Genomic DNA, 20,656 nt, shown 5'->3' with positions numbered 1-20,656 from the left:
CGGTTCCGCGCGTGCGCGCGATCGTTCACACGAGCCGCAGCCGCGACAGCCAGCCGTTCACGCCGAGCTCGATGAGCCGCGCGGACCGCTCGAACACGAAGCGCGGTTGGCGATAGGGATCGTGAACGTCGAAGTTCTCATGCTCGCCGATGCGAAACACCTTGCCGCGCGCGAGCGGATACCGGTCCTCGACGTGCCGCCGCTGCGTGCGGTCCATCACGAGAATCAGGTCCGCCGAAGCGCACTGCGCGCGGCCGAGCTGCTGCGCGCGATGCGCGGAGAGATCGATGCCGCGCTCACGCATCACGTCCTGCGCGAACGGCGCGGCGGGCAGCCCGACGAGCGCGTCGAAGCCCGCCGACGTCACCGCGCGCCCCGGCAGCGCGGCCGCGAAGAACGCGGCCGCCATCGGGCTGCGGCAGAGGTTGCCTTCGCAGACGACGAGAATCGATTCGATCATTTGGTCACGACCGCCGCGGTCAGGCCGGCGTTGACGGCCGGCAGCAACAGGCTGAGCACGCGGCTGAACCGCACGAGCCCGTTGCCGTCGACATAGACGATGTCCTTCGGCTCGAGCTCGAACTGGTTCGCGAGCACCATCGCGACAGGCGAGCTCGCGTCGAGCCGGTAGATCTGCGGCTTCGCGTCGAGCGAGCCGCGAATCACATACAGCTGCGCCGCATCGGCCGTCGTCGCGTTCAGGCTGCCTGCCTGCGATAGCGCGTCGCTCAGCATCAAGCGGCCGTTGCGCATCGGCAGCGCGGTGACCGGCTTGTTGACCTCGCCCATCACGAACACGCCGCTCTCGTCGCGCGGCGGAATGCGCAGCAGATCGCCGTCCTTGAGGACGACCCGCGAAGGATTGATCCCCTGCCCGGCGCCCGACAGATCGATCCGTTGCTCGACGCCGTTGCGCACGAGCATCACGCGGCTCTGGTCCGCGCTCGTCGAGAAACCGCCCGCGCGGCTCACCGCGTCGTGCAGCGTCATCGGAATGTCGTTGAGCGGCTGCGAGCCTGGCGTATGCACTTCGCCTTCGATATAGACCTGCTTCGCGCGGAACGACGCGATGCGCACCGTCACCTGCGGATCGCGAAACGTCTCCGCGAGCTTGCGTGCGAGCCGCGCCTGCACCTGCTCGGGCTTGAGCCCGGCGACGGCGATGCGTCCGACGAACGGAAACTGCAGCGTGCCGTCTTGATCGACGACGAAGCCTGCCGGCGCATCGGCCGTGCGCGCGGCCGTCTGCTGCTGCGCGCCGAGCGCCGCCGCGAGCTCGGGATGATCCCAGACCGTGATCTGCAGCACGTCGCCGCGCCCTATCGTGTAGCCGGACACCGGCGTCGCGAGATCGGACGCGCCGCGCGCGCCGCGCTGCGCGGCGCGCAGCGTGCGGATCAGATTCAGATCGATGTTCGTGATCGGAACCGGCAGTTGCTCGCCGCGCGGCTCGCGGCCGGCCTCAGTCGACGCGCTTGCGTCAGCGCTCGATACCGGCACGTTCGCCGGCTGCTTCATCCGCATGCCCGGCGCGACGCCGCATCCGGCGAGCACCACGCATAGCGGCACCCACATCGTCAACAAACGCACGCGTGCGCCGTACGTGCGTGTCGGCGGCGCGACGCCGCCTGCTTCCCCCAGACTACCCATCTACACCTCGACTCACTTTCTAGTTCCGGCCCTCTCCGGCCGCCGATCGCCGCGAAGCGCGCGCTCAATACGCGCCCGATCCGCGTAGGACCACGTTGACCGTTTTCAACAGGATGTACAGATCGCGTCGAAGCGACCATTCCTTCACATACGACACGTCGAGCGAAACGCGTGTCGCGTAATCGGTATCGTTGCGGCCGCTCACCTGCCACAGTCCGGTCATGCCGGGCTTCGCGGCGAGGTAGTAGCGAACGTCCTCGCCGTAGCGCGCAAGCTCCGCCTCGACGATCGGCCGCGGCCCGACGAGGCTCATCTCGCCCTTCACGACGTTCAGCAGCTGCGGCAGTTCGTCGAGGCTGCTTCGACGCAGGAAGCGGCCGATCGGCGTGATTCGCACGTCGTTCTTCAACTTGAATTCGCGCGCCCATTCCGCGCGCGCGTGCGGATCGCGTTCGAGCAGCGACTTCAGCACGGCGTCGGCGTTCATCACCATCGAGCGGAATTTCAGGCACTTGAAGCGGCGGCCGTCCCGCCCGATGCGCATGTGCCCGAATACGGCCGGGCCGCCGTCGCGCATGACGAGAAAAGCGATCACGGCGAGCACCGGCGATAACACCGCGATCAAGCACGACGCGGCGGCCACGTCGAACGCGCGCTTGACGATCCGCTTCGCGATGCCCGACGTGCGCATGCGATGCGCGACGTGGCCCACCTGATCGAGCGTCGCGGCCTTCACCTGACGGCTCGCGCGCTCGACAAGGCCGAAGATAGCGAGCGTGACCGCACGAAAAATCAACAGCCCTATGCCGCTCGTGACCGTCCAGTACGCGAACCACTCGCTCGAGAGAATTTGCGCGCGGCGCAGCGCGTACAGCAGCGCGACGGTGCCGCCCTGCACGACGAGCCATGCGAGCGCGGTGCGGCTGATCAGATGCACGGGCGAGCGCCGCCGGGACGACTCGTAGATCCCACATGCGGGAAAAACCGACAGCGACAGCGCAGCGGCGAACGCCACCAGCGATCCGTCGAAGAACTGCGCGTTCGGGCTGCCGGACGCCTCGATCAGGATCGGAAGGAACGCGCCGACCACGATCACCGCGATGTCGACGACTCTGGGAAATATCGCTGGCATATGTGAACCTCGATTGCGTTTCATCAAAAATTTACTTCGTACTTCTATATTTCTAGCCACCATGCCCGGCGTGTCGTGCACCTTTCATCGATGCATCGACATCCGAATCGACAAACATTCGGCGTTCATCGCCCGACGAAGTCCGAACGACGCCCACGGCCTCGCACGTGAGCGTGGCAAAGCTGAGGTTAGGGGTGAGACGACAGGCGCGGCGCGACGCTTGTTATGAAATCGATTCGCTCAGCCGCGACTCGAATTCGCCGCATGCGAGATCCGCGCCTGCGCCTCGGCTGCGCTCGACTGCGCGATACTCGGTCGGCGACATCGACAGATGCTGGCGAAACAGTTTCGCGAGACGATCGCCGCTGCCGAGCCCCGTGCGCCGCGCGATCTTGTCGACCGGAAGGTCGGTATGCACGAGCATGTGGCATGCATGCGCGAGCCGAACTTTCTGCACGAACTCCGACGGCGTCACGCCGATCTCCTGCTTGAATCGGCGCAGGAAGTTGCGCTCGCTCATCGCCGCCGCATGCGCCGTGTCGGCGATCGAAATGCGGTTCGCGCTGTTGTCGCGCAGTTGTTGGACCGACGCGCGAATCAACTTGCTCGCACGCGCCTCTCGCGCGGCGAACGCCGACTCGGCGGGCCGGGCGGCGATCTCCGGGCACAAACGCTCGGCAACCTCGTGCGCGACGCCGTCGCCGCAATCGTGTCGAATGACGGCGAGCGCGGCCGAGAATGCAGCACGTTCCGCCGCGGTCGGATGGACTTTCTCGGCGGACGCGGCGCCTGAGAGCATCGTGTCGATCGACAGATCATCCGCGGCCACATCGCCGCGCTCGAGATTCGTGAGCCCCAACAGGCGACGCGCCCCGTCCGCCGCGCGAACGTGGGCCCGCGCGTTGCGCAACCATTCGGACACCTTTTCATCGTCACGATCGGACGCATCCGGTTCGCCGATTGCGAAAATCGCATGCACGCTGTCGAGCGCGCGCTCGTGCAGCGGCTGGGACCAAACGGGAATGCCGGACGACGAATACACCGCACCGCCCTTCGCCGACAGCAGCAACATCTCGTAATCGCCGCCGGATTCCGCGTCTGCATGTCGGAAACGGTTGACGAGATTGAAGATCTCCGCCATGCGTCCCGCGTGCATCAACGAAAAGCCGTCAAACAAGACGACAGCGATTCCTTTCCGGTAGCACACGCCACCGAAAGCTGCACCACGACTCACGTGTGCTCCCATCCGACCAATGTTGAACGCGCATTCCATCCCGCCGGCCCTTTCCACTCATTCAGCAATGTCTATTCTGCGGTGCATCATATTCCTTCAAATGGCTGCAACAATCTTTCTGTCTGATTACGACGCCATGTTGGCGGATTGAATCTGGACATCGATTCCATCATTTATTGATCGATCCAATTCGGATTGGTGCGCACATTGCATCAAAAGACACGCGCGCACTTGTCGATTTCAGACGATCTTTCGGCAACTGAATCACTGGCCGCGCGCGGAGCATCCGATATGGACGACGGATGAAGACAGACGCGCCCGGCGCCGCGTCGCACTGGCGATCCAAACGGACTGCTAGTGAATGGAGCGGCCGAACGGCAGCACCGGCGCACGCCTGCGCGTTCATTCACCGACGCGCCGCGCTGCCGTTTCTTGTGGAGGAAATATGGCGATCTCGCATGCAAACGAGATGCAATGCGTACGCCGCCTTGGCGCCGACTCTATCGAATTCGTCGCCGAATCGCATGTATTTTTACAATTGGAATTGATCTTTCGTTACCGGCATGCCTTTAGGCTATTGCGTATTTTTACGATATTCATCTAGCGCTTTTCGATAATGTCCGGTCGAAGCCGATTTTGCGTCACGAACAATGCCTGTGATCACCGCGCATCGGCGATTTCATATATGTGAGGCGTGATGCGCGATACCCGCGCATTAACGCGACTCGCATCGATTGGACAAATCCGACGGCGGCCCGCGCTTGTGGCGCGAGAAACTGCAGTCGCTCGCAGCGACGCCTTACAATACTGCGTTTTCTTGAACGAATGCACGCGATGTGGTCTGCCATCAGCGATCTGGGCGACGCCGCCTTGACCCTTCCTCTTTCCGTCGTCTGCTGCGCGTGGCTCGTCCGCTCGTCGCCCGAGCGGCGCGACGCGCTGTCGTGGCTCGTGCTGCTCGCGGCCGGCATGCTCGTCGTCGGCTTGACGAAGATCCTCTACGCGGGGTGCGGCGTGCAGATTCGCGCGATCGACTTTCGCGTCGTCAGCGGCCACACGATGCTCGCATCGGCGGTGTGGCCGATGGCGCTCCTGCTCGGCCTGCAATGGCTGCGCTCGGACATGGCATTGACGGCGGGTCTCGTGCTCGCCGCGTTGATCGGCACGGCACGCGTGTTCGACAAAGCACATACGGTGTCCGAAGTAATCGCCGGATGGGCGGTCGGCACGCTCGTCACGCTGTCGTTCGTGCTATGGAAAGGCGCACCCGCTGTGTCGCGACGCCTTTGGCTGTACGCGTCGGTTTCGCTAATGGCAGTGCTCGCCGTCTCCTACGGGAGACACGCGCCGATTCAAGCTGCGATCGAGCAATACTCGCCGTTCCTCTGCCGTCAACTCCCCTGGTGACGGTCGGTTGCGGCCAGGACTAGTCGCCAGCCGCCGAAACCCCGTCCCGATCGGACGCGCGCGCGTGCGAAAGCGCACGCGTCGCTATACTCCCGGGCACCGCGGCGCATCGATGCCCGATGCATGCCGGCGAGCGTTTCGCACGGCAAGCGAAGCGCGCCGTCGAGGCGCGACAGACGGCACCATCGAGCGCGTCGAGGCGCGCGCCGCGCATGCGACGGTCGACATCGGCGCCGTGCGCGTGCATGCCGGCGATCTCGCTTCGGAAGCGTCGCCGCGCGATGCCAGCGCGCTCAACGCGCGACGTTCGAGCAGCACGGCTCGAAAGCGTGCGCCGCTCACGAACCACGGAGTCTTCATGCGACGCGCGAGCGTTCCCACCCTGCTCTTCGCCACCAGCGCCTGCTTCTTTTCGCTGAACGCGTTCAGCGTGCGCGCGAGCTTCGCGGCCTATGCGCTGCTCGCCGTCCTTGCGCTGTTCCGCGCACCGACGCTGTTCGCGCGCCAGCACCGGCTGCCCGCCATCGCCGCGTACTGGATGCTCAGCGTAAGCGCCGCGTTCATCGTGTCCGCGTTCGGCGATTTCTACGCGAACTTCTACGTCAAGTTCGTGCTGATCGAAACCTACATCGCGCTCGCGTTCTGGCTGTTCGCGAGCGGCGTGCTGTCGATGCGCTCGCTCGAGCGGACATGCGAGGCGCTGATCTACGTGCATGCCGCGTTCTTCCTCGTGCAACTCGGCTACTACCTGATCTCCGGCCACTTCATCGACTTCGACAGCTACGTCCGCGAGAGCGATTCCGAAGCGTTGTACGCGACGAAGGCGCTGAGCGACAGCCTCATCTCGATCCGCGCGCTCGGCCTCTATTCGGAGCCGTCGTTCTACGCGATGACGGTCGTGCCCGCGGGCGTCGTCCTGCTGCTAGCGAAGCGGCGCATGGCGGCTGCGACGATCGTCGCGTTCGCGACCGCGCTGCTGTCGTTCTCGATCGCGGCGATCATCGTCTGCGCGCTGCTGTTCGGCGTGCACTTCCTCGCCGGACGCTCGTCGATCCGGATCAAGCTCGTGATCGTCGCGGTCGCGCTCGCGATCGCGCCGGCGATGTACGGCGTGTACGACAAGCGCGTGAATCAATCCGCCGACTACGACGCGCTCGGCAGCCGCACGCTCGTGCTGCGCGAGCTGAGCGCGCGAGACGCGCTCGCCGACGCATTCGGCAACGGCCTCTTCTGGGACGAGCGGAACAACGTCGGCAAGACGCACCTGCGCGGCTATCAGGTGCGCGACAGCTCGTTCTACGTGTATCTGCTGTTCGCCACCGGCGGCGTCGGCGTCACCGCGTTCTTCGGCGCGCTGTTCATGCTGTTCCGGCGGCGCGGCCGGCGGCGCCTGCTGCTGTATCTGCTGCCGCTCCTTCTGTTCAAGTTCCACGCGCTATACGGCATGCTGTGGCTCACGCTCTTGATGTTCGTCGTCGTCGCCGGACACGCGGGGCATGCCGAGCGCTCGCCCGAGCGTCGCGAACGGCCCGGTACCGGCCGGCTGAGCGCGACCGGCGCGTCGTGCCCCTAGCGTCCGCCGCCGAACGCGTGCCGAAACGCGAAGGAGAATATCGATGTCAATTCATGGGATGCTGGCCTGCCTGTTCTGCGCGTCCGTCGTTGCGTCGTCGGCCCCACAAGTGCCGCCCGCCGCGCCGCCCGGCCGGGTGATCGCGCACAGCGCGGCGGCGACGCACGTGTTCCTCGGCTCGCCGTCGCTCGCGATCCTGCCCGACGGCACCTATGTCGCGTCGCACGACATGTTCGGCCCGTCCGCGCTGCCCGACGAAGTGCACGTGTTCGCGTCGCACGACAGCGGGCAGACCTGGGAAAAGCTGAGCGTCGTGGCCGGCCAATACTGGTCGTCGCTTTTCGTCGTCGGTGGCGCGCTGTACTTGATGGGCACCGATCGCTCGATGGGCACGCCGGTGATTCGCCGCTCGACGGACGGCGGCGCGACGTGGACGACGCCGAACGACGTGCAATCCGGACGCTTCGCGCTCAACGGCCGCTACATCACGGGGGCCGTGCCGGTACTCGTCGACCGGGGCCGCGTATGGCGCGCGTTCGAAGTCATCGACGGCGGCGACCTGCGTTCGCTCGTGCTATCCGCACCCGCCGACGGAGATCTGCTCGACACGCGCAACTGGCGCACGCCGAAGCCGCTGCCGTCCGATCATTCGTGGCTCAACAACAACTTTCTGACGTGGGAGGAAGGCAGCGTCGTGTCGACGGGCGAGCGCGATCCGGCGATCGTGTTGCGCGTGAACACGAAGCACGGGCCGGAGAAGGCGGCGCTCGTGCGCGTGCTCGCGGACGGCCGGTCGCTGTCGTTCGATCCGGCGCACGACTTCGTCGATTTTCCGGGCGGCGGCAAGAAATTCACGATCCGATTCGATTCCCGCTCGGGACGCTACTGGTCGCTCGCGAACGCGGTGCCGAACGCCGACGGCAGCGCGAATCTCGAACGCGTGAGAAACACGCTCGCGCTGACGTCGTCGCCCGATCTGCGTCACTGGAGCGTCGAGCGCGTGCTGCTTCAGAGCGTGGATCAGCAGCGGCACGGCTTTCAGTATGCGGATTGGCAATTCGAAGGCGACGACATCGTCGCGGTCGTGCGGATGGCTTTCGACGATAGCGAAGGCGGCGCACGCAATCAGCACGATTCGAACTACGTAACGTTCGTGCGGGTGCGCGATTTCAGGCATGTGGAGGCGGCGAAGCGCATCGAGGCAGATTCGCATTGACGGGCGGCGAGCATCGCACGCGATGCGATTCAACAGCGCGGGATGTACGGCGCGCGGCCGCACGCTGCACGCGCCGACTTCGGCCGATCGCCACCGCGCATTCGATGCCCGCGCATCGATTCGCGGACGGCCCGATCGCGGGCGTGTCGACGTGCGATCGATCGTAACGGCCTTGCACACGATGATCGCCGGACGATCGCACTGGTCCGCGAGAATCGCCGTGCTCGCACGATGCCGGCGGCATCGCTCACCGCCCGCCTATCGCAACATGCTTTCGAGTTTTCCGCTCGGCCCCGCGAATCCCTGCGACGCGCCGTCAAAGCGCATCCGGACGGAAGCGAGCTCGCGCGGCAGGCGTGCCGAGCGCGGACGCGCTCGCGGCATCTCGACGAAGCCGAGGCGTTCGTACAGTGCGCGGGCGCGCACATTGCTCGTCAACACGTCGAGCACGATCTCCCTGCCGGTTTCCGCGCACAACATCCCGGCCTGCATCGCTTCGTCGAACAGCGCGCTGAACGCACCGCAACCGCGCACGCGCGCGTCGGTCGCGCAATGCGCGATCAGCGTCTGCGTACGCTTCGGCGCAGGCAGCTCACTTTCGAGCACGAGCCCGCGCAGCAGCATCCGGATCGTGCGCGCGAGGCCGAAGAAGCGCAGCAACATCCACGCGACGTGCAGATCGTCCAAGGCTGTCGCGCGTCCGTCGTGCGCGGCGAGCACCGCGTCGATCGCGCCGCTTTCGGCAACCGCGACGCGATGACGCCGCCACGAAAAACGCCCTTGCTTCGACGCGAACGCGAATTCGAGGAATGCGATGCATCGTGCGGGCGGCTCGCCGAGAAAGTAGCCGAATTCCCGCACGCCGGATTCGAACACGAGCGGCGCGCATGCGTGCGCATCGCTCGCGGCGGCCGGGCGAAAGCGCCACGAAGACGAGCGCGATGCGGCCTCGGCCGATGCGCCGTGCTCACCTTCGGCGGGCGAAGTCGCCATCGTCTTCGGCGCCGCCGTCAGCGCGCGAGCCGCACGAGCGCCGCGATCGTGCGCTCGATCTGCTCGGGCTCGTGCGTCGAGCAGATGAAAAAGCGCAGGCGCGCGGCCTTCTCTTCGACGGCCGGATAGAAGATCGGCTGCACGTTGATGCCTTCGTCGAAGAGCGCGTTCGCCCATTGCGCGGCCTTCAGCGAGCTGCCGGTGATGACGGGCACGACCGCATAGCCTTCGCTCGTGCCCGTGTTGAGACCGGCGTCGCGCGCTTGCGTGAGGAATTGCAACCCGCGCTCGCGTAGCGTCGCGATCCGCTGCGGTTCGGCCTGCAGGCGTTCGAGCGCGGCGAGCGACGCAGCCGCGAGCACGGGCGAGAGCCCGACGCTGTACAGGAAGCCCGGCGCGAGATGGCGCAGGATGTCGATGAGCGGCTGGCAGCCGGCGATGAAGCCGCCGCATCCGGCGAGCACTTTGCTCAGCGTGCCCATCCACAGATCGACGTCGGCGGACGGCACGCCGCAGTGCTCGCGGATGCCCTTGCCTTGCTTGCCGAGCACGCCGAGCGAGTGCGCCTCGTCGACCATCAGGAACGCGCCGTAGCGCTGCTTGATCTCGACGAAGCGCGCGAGGTCCGGCAGATCGCCGTCCATGCTGTAGAGTCCTTCGATCGCGACCAGCACGTGCCGGTATTCGCGGCGCACGCGCGCGAGGAGCGCGTCGAGCGCGCGCCAGTCGTTGTGCGGAAAGCTCAGGCGCTTCGCGCCGCTCAGCTGCGCACCCTGCACGATGCTGTTGTGCGCGAGCGCGTCGTGCACGACGAGATCGCCCGGCCCGAACAGCGAGCCGATCACGGTCACGTTCGTCGCATGGCCACTCACGAATGCGACACAGTCGTCGGTCTCGTAGAACGACGCGAGGCCGCGCTCGAGCTCGCGCTGCACGGGCCGCTCGCCCGCGACCATCCGGCTCGCCGACGCGGACGTGCCGTAGCGGTCGATCGCATCCTTCGCGCGCGCCGACACGACGGGGTCGCCCGCAAGGCCGAGGTAGTTGTAGTTCGCATAGTTCAGGTATTCGCGGCCGCCGATGTGCGTCGTCGCGCCGGCGACGCCCTCGTGCACGCGAAAGAACGGCGACTCGACGCGCAGCTTCTCGCCCATCTCGCGGATGATCTTGACCTGCTGGTATTGCGGCATCGCCTCGAACCAGCTGCGCGGATCGCCCGTTACGTGTGCAGTGGCGGAAACCGGCGCACGACGCGCGCCGCCATCGTCGGAGACGCGATCCAGTTGCCGCTTCAAAGCTTTTGCCGCAAGTTGCTGGCGCAGGTGATCACCCAATCCCATCTGAACCGTTCGCCTGTTTTAGTCAGTGAAGTCTACATATTACGCGACGAACTCGGCCCATTCCCAGGCATTCGTCGTCGACAACAGTTTCTCGACGAGCCGGAAGTTCATCTCGTGGCTCGGCCGAAACGCCGATATGCGGCCGAGCAGCGGCGCGCCCGCGAGCGCGAGATCGCCGATCAGATCGAGCACGCGGTGGCGGACGAACTCGTCCGGCTGCCGCAAGCCGCCAACGACGCGCGAGCCGACGATCGACGCCGTGCACGACGGACGCGCGCCGCGCAGGATCGGCACGCCACGCAGGTAGCCGGCGACGATCGCGGGAATCGCCCATTTGACCCGTCCGTACGAGCGCGACGGCGCGATCTCAGCGGCGAACACGGCGGGCGTCAGCACCCCGCTCCATTGCATGTCGCCGAAACCTTTCAGGTCGTTGCGCACGCTGAGCTCATAACGCGTGGCGGGCTCGATGCGCATTTCCCGCCGAGCGGTGCCGTCGCCATCCGTCACCGTCACTGTCCGCAGCACGCGTATGAAACGCTTCGGCGCCGGCAGCGCCGTGCGCCCGCACGCGCGAAGCGCGTCGATCCAGGGCCGCGCGCTGCCGTCCAGAATCGGCACCTCTTCCGCATCGAGCTCGACGATGGCGTGATCGATCTCGCACGCGAGCAGCGATGCGAGCAGGTGCTCGACCGTGCGCACGCCGACGCCGTCCGCATTGCACAGCATCGTGCAAAGCGGCTGCGCGCGGCGCAGCGCGGGATCGGCGGCGAGGGTCGCAAGCTCGCGGCCGTCCTTCATCCGCCGGAACGCGATGCCGCGCTCCCGCTCGCGACCGCGCGCGGGCAGAATCCGCACGCGCACGCGCCGCCCGGTGTGCAGCCCGTGGCCTCCGAGCGCGAGCTCGCGCGCGAGCGTGCCTTCGCACGCCTGCCAGCCGGCGGGCGCGCTCATGCCGTCACCAGCGTCGTCGGCGAGCCGGCCACGTGCTCGTCTTCGCCGACCTTCAACGCCCGGCGCGCGTCGCCGTCGAGCGCGTGTTGCGCAGCGACCGCGGCAAGCCGCGCGTCGTCGCCGTCGCCCGTGCCCGGCTCGCCGTCCACCGCGCCCGAGATCATGTCGACGATCCGCCCGGCGAGCAAGTGCACGGTCGCGCCGTCCGCGATCGACATCACCGACAGCTTGACCTCGAACGTCTCCTCGACCGCCATCCCGAGCTCCATGCCCATCAGCGAATCCATGCCGAGATCGAGCACCGACTTGTCGAGTTCGATCCGCTCCGGCGACAGATGAAGGATGCGTGCGATCTGCGCGCGCAGATTCTGTTCGACGACGCCGACCGCCTCGTCGCGCGGCAGCGCCGCGACTTCTGCGCGCAGCCGCGTGCCGCCGTCGCGTGCGGGCTCGTTCGTGCCGCGCGCGCGCAACAGCGCGTAGCGGCGCGCGGCGGCGGCGGGCATTCCCCGCGACACCGCGTGCCAGTCGAGCCGCACGACTGCCTCGCCCGCGTCGCCCGAAAGCAGCACCCGCTCGAGCGCGGCGAGCGCCTCTGCGGACGTGATCGACACGCCGCCGATCCGCGCTTGCAGAGCCTCGCGCGTCTCGGCGTTGCGTGCCAGAAAGCCGACGTCCTCGAGCGGACCCCAAGCCATGAACGTGCCGGGCAGCCCCGCCGCGCGGCGCTGCTCGACGAGCGCCTCGACGAAGCTGTTCGCGGCGACGTAGCTCGCCTGCCCCGGATTGCCGAGATAGGTCGTTGCCGACGAGTAGACGACAAAGAAATCGAGCGCATGCTCGCGCGTTGCGCGATGCAGGTTCCACGCGCCCGCCACCTTCGGCGCGAGCACGGCGGCAAAACGCTCGTCGTCGAGATTGCGCACGAGGCCGTCGTCGATGTGCATCGCCGAATGCAGCACGCCCTTCAGCGGCGTGCCGCGCGCGTCGATCTCGCCGATCGCGCACGCGAGTGCGGTCGCATCAGTCGCGTCGCACGCGACGACGTGCGTCCTGACGCCCAGTTCCTCTCGCCAGCGCTCGACCTCGGCGCGCAGCGGCTCGGCGAGCGCGCCGCCGCGGCTCGCGAGCGTCAGGTGCCGCGCGCCGCGCGACACCATCCAGCGCGCGGTGGCGAAACCGAATCCGCCCGTGCCGCCGACAACGAAATACGCCCCCCGCGGATCGAGCGTCAATGCGCATCCGTGCGCAGCGGCGACGCCGCGCGTTGGCGCGGGCGTGCCCGCCGGATACGTGACGAGCACCTTGCCGATCTGGCGCGCCTGCTGCATGTAGCGGAACGCATCTTCGACGCGCGCAGCCGGGAATGCGCGATACGGCAGCGGATGCAGCACGCCGTCGTCGAACAGCGCGATCACCTCGCCGAACAGGCGCGCGGTCAAATCGGCGCGCACGCCCATCAGTTGATCGGCGTCGATGCCGAAATAGCTGATGTTGTTGCGAAACGGCCGCAGACCGATATAGCTGTTCTCGTAGAAATCGCGCTTGCCGAGCTCGAGGAAACGGCCGAACGGACGCAGCGTGTCGATGCCGCGCACCATCGCCTCGCCCGCGAGCGAGTTGAGCACGACGTCCACGCCCTCGCCGAGCGTCAATGCGCGGATCTCGTCGGCGAACGACAGGCTGCGTGAATCGAGCACGTGATCGGCGCCAACCAGCCGCACGAACTCGCGCTTCTCGTCGCTGCCCGCCGTCGCGAACACCTCGGCGCCGAAGTGGCGCGCGAGCTGGATCGCCGCGACGCCGACGCCGCCCGCCGCGCCGTGAACGAGCACCCGTTCGCCGCGGCGCAGCCGCGCGAGCTCGGCGAGCGCGTAGTACGCGGTGAAGAACGTCGTCGGGATCGTCGCCGCCTCTTCGAACGACAGCCGTGAAGGTTTGCGCGCGATTGCGGCAGCGCGTGTCGTCACGCGTGTCGCGAACGATGCGGGCGCGAAGCCGAGCACCGCGTCGCCCGCCGCGAAGCCGTCGACGTCGCGGCCGGCGCGCACGATGCGCCCGGCGAACTCCATGCCGATCGTCGCACCGGCGAAGCCCGCCTCGACCGCCTCGTCGGACAGCAACCCCATCGCGTACATCACGTCGCGGAAGTTCAGGCCAGTCGCGACGGGCTCGATCTCGACTTCGTCCGGCTCCAGCTCGCGCGCCGGCAGCGCGAACCATTCGAGATTGCGCAGCGAACCCGGCGAATCGAAGGCGAGCACCGCCGGCCGCCGCTCGCCGATCGCGTCAACCGCGCGCGCGTCGATCTGCGCGGCGCTCAGCATGCGCGGCACGAAGCGCCCGCGCGGCGTGAGCAGCACCTCTTCCTCGGCATCGTCGGCTAGCAGCTCGCGCACGAGCGCATCGGGCGCCGCGTCGCAGTCGGGATGCACGTCGACAAGCCGGCACGACAATTCGGGATGCTCGTTCGCGAGCACGCGGCCGAATCCCCAGAGGCCCGCCTGCGCCGGATCGAGCGGCGCGTCGAGCGCGAACGGCGCGCCGCCGCGCGTGACGACCGACAGCCGCACGCTCGCCGTCGCGTCGACGACGCCGAGTTCGCGCACGAGCCGCGCGAGCGAGACGACGCCCGTTTGCTGCGCACGCATCATCGCGGCGCCGTCGGCATCAGCCGCCAGCGCCGCATCGGGCGCGACGAACACCAGATGATGCTGCTGCGCGGGCGACGCGACCGCAACGATCTCGGCCATCCGCTGCAGCGACACGGCCTCCGCATAGCAGCCGGTGCTCGCGAGCGCACCCGCGAGCACCATGCCCGCGTCGCCGTCGTCACCCGTCGCCACGAGCCAGCGCTCTGCGTACGCGGCGGTATCGAGGCTGTCCCACACGCCGCCGTCGAGCGCTTCGCGCGCGTCACCCGCCTTCGCCGCGGGCTTGCGTGCGACGATGAACGTCGGCACGCCCTCGAGATCGAGCGATTGCTCGAGATGGCGCGCGATGTCGCGAAAGCCCGCGTGCGTGAGCAACGACTGAATCTCGGCCGGCGCTAGCGGCGTGCCGCGCGATGCATTCGCGCCGCCCTCGGCGAGCGAGAACACGATGTCGGCGAAACGGCCGCCGCGCGCCTCCACGGCGACGACGAGCCCACCCGGCGCCAGATGCCCGAACACGACGTTCAGGAATCCGAGCGAATCGTGCTGCGCGGCGAGCGCGCGATCGATCAGTATGACGTCGTAGGGCGTGCGATCGTCGGTGTCGAGCGCAAAGCCGTCGCCCGTCTTCAACGCGACCGTCTGCACCGACGGATGCGCCGCCGCGTCGAAGCCCGCGAGCTGCCGAGGTGTGCCGGCGATCGCATAGTCGCAGCGCGCGGCCAACTGCGCGGCGCAAAGCGGCTGCAGCACGTCGCGGCCGGGCGCACCGATCTCGAGCACGCGCAGCCGCCGCGGTACGCGCCACGCGTCGAGCGCCTGCTCGACGCAGGCCGTGACGAGCGCCTGAGCATGAGACCAGGTCGGCGACGCTTCGTAGAAGTGCTCGACGAGGCTGCCCCCCGTTGGCGACAGCACCTGCGCGGCCGGCTTCTCGCCGCGCAACACGGCCGGCAGCTCGGTGCCGCAATGCGCGAGCAGCGTCAGCTCCGCGACATGCGCGGGCGACTCGGCGAGCAAGCCGCGCCACAATTCGTCGAGCGCGGGCAGCGTCGCGCACGCGACATCGCTGCGCACGAGCCGCGCGCGGTCCCACTGCGCGAGCCCGTCCTCGACGAGCATCGCGGCAAGACGCGCGACGAGCCCCGCGCGCTCGTCCGAGGGCGGCACCGGCTGCTGAAACGCGTCGATCGCATCGAGCGCGCGCAGTGCGTATGCGCTCGCGAGCACGTCGAAGAGCGGCAGCATCTCGGTCAGATGGCTCGTGCGTCGCGCGAGATCCTCGCGGGACGCGAGCGTCGCAACCGCGCCCTCGACGAGCCGTTCGGGCGCGGGCAGCGCGCTCGCGTCGAACGCCGACGGCAGCGGCTTCGCATCGAGCGCATAGACAAAGCGCGCGGGCGGCGCGTGCCGCCGGCCGACGAGGTCGACGCGGCGGAACCGGCACGCGGCGAGACGCGCGACGATCGCGCCGCCTGCGTCGAGAAACTCGAACGACGCGACGATCGAATGCGGATTGCGCCGCTCGATCCGCGCGAGCACCCGCGCGACGACATCCCCGCGCAGAAAATCGATGCGTCCCAGTTGAACCGGCACGTACGCCGCGTGCGCATCGGCGCCGCCGCCGTGCGCGAGCAGCGCGAAGAGCGGATGAAAGCCGCCGTCCGTCAACGCCGGATGCAGCAGGTACGCAGCGAGCTCGGCGGCATCGCCACAGGCCTGTGGCGCGGCGACGTCGGCGAGCGCCGCGTCGCCCGCAATCCTCAGCGCACGCACCCAGCGAAATGCAGGGCCGTACGCGAGACCGAGCGCCGCCGCGCCGTCGTAGAGCGCGTCGGCGCTCGACGCGGGCTGCGCGTAGAGGCGCGCGAGCGTCTCGGGCGACACGGCGCTCGACGCGCTCAGCGCATTGCCGCTTTCGAGCAGCCGGCCGACGACGTTCTCGACCCACGGCGCATCGCTCATCCGATCGCGAGTCTCGATCCTGAACGACGCGGTGCGCGGCTCGATCGTGAAGCGAAACAGCTTCGCGTGCTGCCCCTGAAACACGACGGGCGCTCGGATCTCGAGATTCTCGATCGCGCAGTCCGACGTGCCGAAAAACGCGCACGCGGCGGCGAGCGCCATCTCGACGTAGCCCGCGCCGGGGAACGTGGCGCCGCCGTCGACGACGTGATCGGCGAGCATCGGCACGCGCGCGGGATCGAGCTGGTTCTCCCACGCGAACGCATGCTCTCGCAGCCGGTAGCCGAGGAGCGGATGCGCGCGGCGGCGATTGACTAGATCGTAGCCCTCGGGGCTCGGATCGAGCCAGTGGCGCTCGCGCTGCCACGGATAAGTCGGCAGCGCGACGCGCGGCGCGTCGGGCGCGAGGCGGTCGGGATCGATCCGCGCGCCGTGTGCGACCGCGGACGCGACTGCATAGCGCAACATCTGCGCGCCGTCCTGTTGGCGCTTGAGCGTCGGCAGCGTCGCGCCGGACAGCTTGAGCGCGGTCAGCGTCTGCTTCACGTATGTGCGCAGGATCGAATGCGGCGATACTTCGATGAACAGACGAATGCCCTCGGACACGATGGCCGCAATCGCGTCTCCGAAACGCACCGGCTCGCGGATGTTGCGCCACCAATAGCGCGCGTCAAGCGCGTCGCCTGCAAAGCGCCCGCCCGTGACGGTCGACACGAATCCGCCCGTGCCCGCACGCGGCGCGAGGCCCGCGAGCTGCTCGAGCACGACGGGCTCGATGTGCTCCATCTGCCGACTGTGGAAGGCGTAATCGAGGTCGAGCAACTGGAAGAACTGACCGTTCGCGCGCAGCGACGCCTCGATCGCCTGCAGCGCGTCGAGCGCGCCCGCGAGCGTCACCGACTGCGGACTGTTCACGCCTGCGATCTCGACGCTCGCACCGAGCTCGAGCTGCGCGATCAGCGCGCGCGCGACGTCCTCGCCGACGCCCGCTGCAGCCATCCGTCCGCTGCCGCGCGTGAGCCCTTGCGCTCGGCTGCGAATCTTGATGACGTGCACCGCGTCGGCGAGCGACAGCGCATCCGCCGCCCACGCCGCCGCGATCTCGCCGACGCTGTGGCCGACGACCCGGTCGAAGCACACGCCGCGCGCGTCGAGCACGCGCACGATCCCCACTTGAATCGCGAACAGAAGCGGTTGCGCGTTCTCGGTCGCGGCGAGCCATTCGGCGCTCGCGCCAGCGCACATCACGTCGACGAGCGATGCGCTGCCGTCCGCGCACCATAGTGCGTCGACTTCGGCGAGCGCAGCGCGAAACACCGCATCTTCCGCGTAAAGCTGCCGGCCCATCCCCGTCCATTGCGAGCCGTTGCCTGAAAAGACGAGCGCGACGCGCACATCGTGCTCGGCAGCGTGCGCCTGCGCGACGCACGCGGGCACCGGCGCGCCGCCCTGCGCGAGCGCGGCGAGCGCCGCGCGACCGTCGGCCGCGCTCGCGGGCCCGACAACCGCCCGCGCTTCAAACCATTGCTTGCGCCGCACCGCGTTGGCGGCGAGCGCGTGCCACGCGCAGCCGTCGTCGAGACGCTGCAGATAACGCGCGGCCAGCGCGGCGAGCGCCTGCGGCGCACGCGCCGTCAGCACGAGCGGCGGCGGCGCGTCGTTCGCACTCGCATCGGCGGCGAACCGCGCATTGCGCGCCGCGGCGTCGCCCGGCGCGGGCGCTTCCGTCAGCACGACGTGCGCATTCGTCCCGCCGAAGCCGAACGAATTGACGCCGATCGCGAGCGGCGCGCCGCGCGCATCGAGCGGCGTATAGCGATCGACGACGCGCAGCCGCCCGCCCGCGAAATCGATGTTGGGATTCGGCGTCTCGAAATGCAGCGAGCGCGGCACCGCGCGGTGCTTGAGGCAGCACACGGCCTTGACGAGGCCCGCCATTCCGGACGCGGTCTCGAGATGGCCGATGTTGGTCTTCACCGAGCCGATCAGCAGCGGATCGTGCTCCGGACGCTGCGCGCCCGCGACGTCGATCAGCGCGCGCGCCTCGATCGGATCGCCGACCGCCGTGCCCGTGCCGTGCGCTTCGAGATAGGCGAGCGAGCGCGGATCGATGCCCGCGCGCCGATACACGTCGCGCAGCAGCGCGGCCTGCGTCGCCGCGCCCGGCACGCTGATGCCGCCCGGCGAGTAGCCGTCCGAGTTCACGCCGGAGCCCGCGATCACCGCATGAATCGTGTCGCCGTCGGCGAGCGCGCGCTCGAGCGGTTTCAGCAGCACGAACGCGCCGCCCTCGGCGCGCACGTAGCCGTCGCCCGTCGCGTCAAACGCGCGGCAGCGGCCGCGCGGCGACAGCATCGATGCCTTCGAGAAGCTGACGAAACCGAAAGGATGCGCGAGCAGATTCACGCCGCCCGCGAGGGCGAGCTCGGCATCGCCCGTCTGCAGCGCCTGAATCGCCTGATGCAGCGCGACGAGCGACGACGAGCACGCGGTGTCGATCGACATGCTCGGCCCGCGCAGATCGAACAGATAGGACACGCGATTCGACGCGATGCTGAGCGTGTTGCCCGTCGCCGAGTACGGATCGACCGAATTCAGGTCGTCCATACTGCGATTGCCGTAGTCCGGGCTCGCGACGCCGACGTATACGCCGCAGTTGCGTCCGCGCATGTCGGCAGGACGCACGCCGGCGTCCTCGAACGCTTCCCACGCGAGCTCGAGCAGCAGGCGCTGCTGCGGGTCCATCTGGGTCGCCTCGCGCGGCGAAATGCCGAAGAAGGCCGCGTCGAAACCGGCAACATTGTCCAGCACGCCCGCGGCGAACGTGTAGCTCTTACCCGGTTCGCGCTTCGACGGATGTCGATAGAAGTCCGTACCGAATCGCTCGGCGGGCATCTCGGTGACCGCGTCGCGCTCGTCGCACAGCAGCCGCCAGAACGCGTCCGGGCTCTCTACGCCACCGGGAAAGCGACACGCCATCCCAACAATTGCAATCTTTACATTCATCTTTGTGTCGTTTTTTCCGATGCACTGGCCCGAGGACTGCCCGCCTCTTCCGCCTCGGTCGCACGAAGCAGAATCGAGCCGAGCTCTTCGACGCGCGCATCCCGCCGACAAGCGTCAGGAGTGCCGAAGTTCCGCCAGATAAAGTAGTCGCTGCGCTCGGGCGCGACGCCCAGCTTACCGAAAACGTGCGGCAGCGCCGGGACATGGTCGCCATAGAAGCACACGACCGTGTCACGCCGTCGAGCGCGCAAATGCTCGAGCAGTCGCCCGATCATTGCATCCGCATTTGCGGCGTGACGCAAGTAAACAGTGAAGTCGCGCCAATCGGCGCCGTCGCCGAGCGCGTGGCGCGCGCGCGATTCGTCCGGCTCGACCGTCTCCAGATGCAGCGGGCCGTGGTTCTCCATCGTCATCGCGAACGCGAAGAGCGGCTTCGCGCGCGGCGCGTCGAGCTCGGCGATCAGCGCATCCGCGACCGCCGCGTCGGCCACGTACGGGCCCGCGCGCGGCGCGTCGCCAAAATGCCGAATGTCGAGGAAGCGCTCGAAATGCAATAGCGGGAACACGCGCGCGCGGCCGAAGAAGTCCGCATAGTAAGGATGAATCGCAACCGTCCCGTAGCCGCCGCGCCGGAACCAGCCGGCGAGCGAATCGCACGCGCGGCGCAGAAACGCGTAAGGATAGAAGCGCGCGTAGCCGAGGCGATCCGACGCGAGCCCCGTCAGCATCGCGAACTCGGTGCGCATCGTGTTGGCGCCCCACGCGGGCACTGCAAGCTCGCCGTAAAACATTGACTCGCGCCGAGCGCGATCAAAATGCTCGAAGAGCGACGGCTCGACGCTGCTCACGACACGCCGCGCATCGAAGAACGATTCGCTCTGGATCACGATCACGTCCGGATACGCGGCGGGCCGGCCGTCGGCGAACGGGCTCGCCGCCGCCGCGCGCTCGAACGCGCGCAGCGTCGCCGGCCGCAGCCCGTTCAGCAGATAGGCGACGAAGGTCGCGAAGAATCCGTTGCGCAGCTGGTCGGCGCTCGCGTCGAGCGTGAGCGCGAGGCGCTTTGCAAGCGCGCCGCCGCAAAAGAAGCACGCGACGATTGCCGCGGCCGACGTCGCAAACGGACGCGGCGCGAGCGGCGCCTCGGCCCAGTACCCGGCGGCGAGCAGCGCGATCCCTGCCGCGATCGCCGCGACCTTGCCCACGCTCAGGAACGGCAGATACAGACGCGGATGAGAAAACAACTGGCTGAAAAGGCTGAGATCGGTGAACACGAAAGGCTCGCGCAGCGACTCGTATTTCGCGTTGCTGACAACCGCCGTCAGGCCCACGAGCGCAACCGCGACGAACGTCGAGAACAGCACGCGCGCAGTGACGAACAACACGCAGCAGCCGACGAACGCGACCGCGAGCCCGTGCAGCGCGACGGCCGCGGGTGGCCGCCGCCAGCGTGCGCGCGGCGTCGCGAGCGCATCGAGGGCGAACGACAGCGCAGCCGCGATCGCAAGGGTGAGCGCGAGCCCGCCGCTCAC

13 protein-coding genes are annotated in these 20,656 nt (G+C 68.2%); 4 read left to right on the top strand and 9 right to left on the bottom strand.

Features of this window, described 5'->3' with window-relative positions; all coding sequences use genetic code 11:
• Window positions 1–25: 25 nt before the first annotated feature.
• The 4 genes from WS78_RS03215 to WS78_RS03200 form a co-directional block, all read right to left on the bottom strand.
• Window positions 26–460, bottom strand: coding sequence for a low molecular weight protein-tyrosine-phosphatase (locus WS78_RS03215; RefSeq protein ID WP_059583484.1), 435 nt, complete (start codon window positions 458–460; stop codon window positions 26–28).
• A complete protein-coding gene (locus tag WS78_RS03210) occupies window positions 457–1,650 on the bottom strand; it encodes a polysaccharide biosynthesis/export family protein (RefSeq protein ID WP_059583482.1) in 1,194 nt (397 codons plus the stop codon). The genes WS78_RS03215 and WS78_RS03210 overlap by 4 nt, the downstream gene beginning before the upstream one ends.
• 64 nt (window positions 1,651–1,714) lie before the next feature.
• Window positions 1,715–2,782, bottom strand: a complete 1,068-nt coding sequence (locus tag WS78_RS03205) for a sugar transferase (protein ID WP_059583481.1) — start codon at window positions 2,780–2,782, stop codon at window positions 1,715–1,717.
• 223 nt (window positions 2,783–3,005) lie between these two features.
• Window positions 3,006–3,938 (bottom strand): helix-turn-helix domain-containing protein, encoded by a 933-nt coding sequence (locus tag WS78_RS03200; RefSeq protein WP_059583662.1) that lies wholly within the window; start codon window positions 3,936–3,938, stop codon window positions 3,006–3,008.
• Window positions 3,939–4,377: 439 nt separating this feature from the next.
• Between WS78_RS03200 and WS78_RS35505 the strand changes: the two genes are divergently transcribed.
• From WS78_RS35505 to WS78_RS03185, 4 genes are all read left to right on the top strand, one after another.
• Window positions 4,378–4,620: a hypothetical protein gene (locus tag WS78_RS35505; RefSeq protein ID WP_156437402.1), complete on the top strand. Its 243-nt coding sequence runs from the start codon at window positions 4,378–4,380 to the stop codon at window positions 4,618–4,620.
• 230 nt (window positions 4,621–4,850) lie between these two features.
• The gene (locus WS78_RS03195) at window positions 4,851–5,423 is read left to right on the top strand and encodes a phosphatase PAP2 family protein (protein ID WP_038753448.1); all 573 of its coding nucleotides are present in this window, start codon (window positions 4,851–4,853) and stop codon (window positions 5,421–5,423) included.
• A gap of 358 nt (window positions 5,424–5,781) precedes the next feature.
• Entirely contained in the window at window positions 5,782–6,996 is a 1,215-nt protein-coding gene (locus tag WS78_RS03190) for a hypothetical protein (protein ID WP_059583660.1), read from the top strand.
• 58 nt (window positions 6,997–7,054) lie between these two features.
• Entirely contained in the window at window positions 7,055–8,212 is a 1,158-nt protein-coding gene (locus WS78_RS03185) for a sialidase family protein (protein WP_186448580.1), read from the top strand.
• A gap of 258 nt (window positions 8,213–8,470) precedes the next feature.
• Here the strand turns inward: WS78_RS03185 and WS78_RS03180 are convergent, their stop codons facing one another.
• From WS78_RS03180 to WS78_RS03160, 5 genes are read right to left on the bottom strand one after another with little or no spacing between them, the layout of a single operon-like run.
• Entirely contained in the window at window positions 8,471–9,205 is a 735-nt protein-coding gene (locus tag WS78_RS03180; RefSeq protein ID WP_059583476.1) for a GNAT family N-acetyltransferase, read from the bottom strand.
• Window positions 9,206–9,222: 17 nt separating this feature from the next.
• Window positions 9,223–10,545, bottom strand: coding sequence for an aminotransferase class I/II-fold pyridoxal phosphate-dependent enzyme (locus tag WS78_RS03175; protein ID WP_059583474.1), 1,323 nt, complete (start codon window positions 10,543–10,545; stop codon window positions 9,223–9,225).
• A gap of 39 nt (window positions 10,546–10,584) precedes the next feature.
• Window positions 10,585–11,499 carry a UDP-3-O-acyl N-acetylglycosamine deacetylase gene (locus WS78_RS03170; protein WP_038753358.1) on the bottom strand — a complete coding sequence of 305 codons (915 nt, stop codon included), beginning with the start codon at window positions 11,497–11,499 and terminating at the stop codon, window positions 10,585–10,587.
• Window positions 11,496–19,124, bottom strand: coding sequence for a type I polyketide synthase (locus WS78_RS03165; RefSeq protein ID WP_059583473.1), 7,629 nt, complete (start codon window positions 19,122–19,124; stop codon window positions 11,496–11,498). Before WS78_RS03165 ends, WS78_RS03170 begins: the two co-directional genes overlap by 4 nt.
• The gene (locus tag WS78_RS03160) at window positions 19,121–20,656 is read right to left on the bottom strand and encodes an LTA synthase family protein (RefSeq protein WP_059583471.1); all 1,536 of its coding nucleotides are present in this window, start codon (window positions 20,654–20,656) and stop codon (window positions 19,121–19,123) included. Before WS78_RS03160 ends, WS78_RS03165 begins: the two co-directional genes overlap by 4 nt.

The organism is Burkholderia savannae, from assembly GCF_001524445.2.
GTDB lineage: Bacteria > Pseudomonadota > Gammaproteobacteria > Burkholderiales > Burkholderiaceae > Burkholderia > Burkholderia savannae.
The sequence above is the reverse complement of the archived record's forward strand: the minus strand, read 5'-3'. Positions and strand labels throughout refer to the sequence as shown.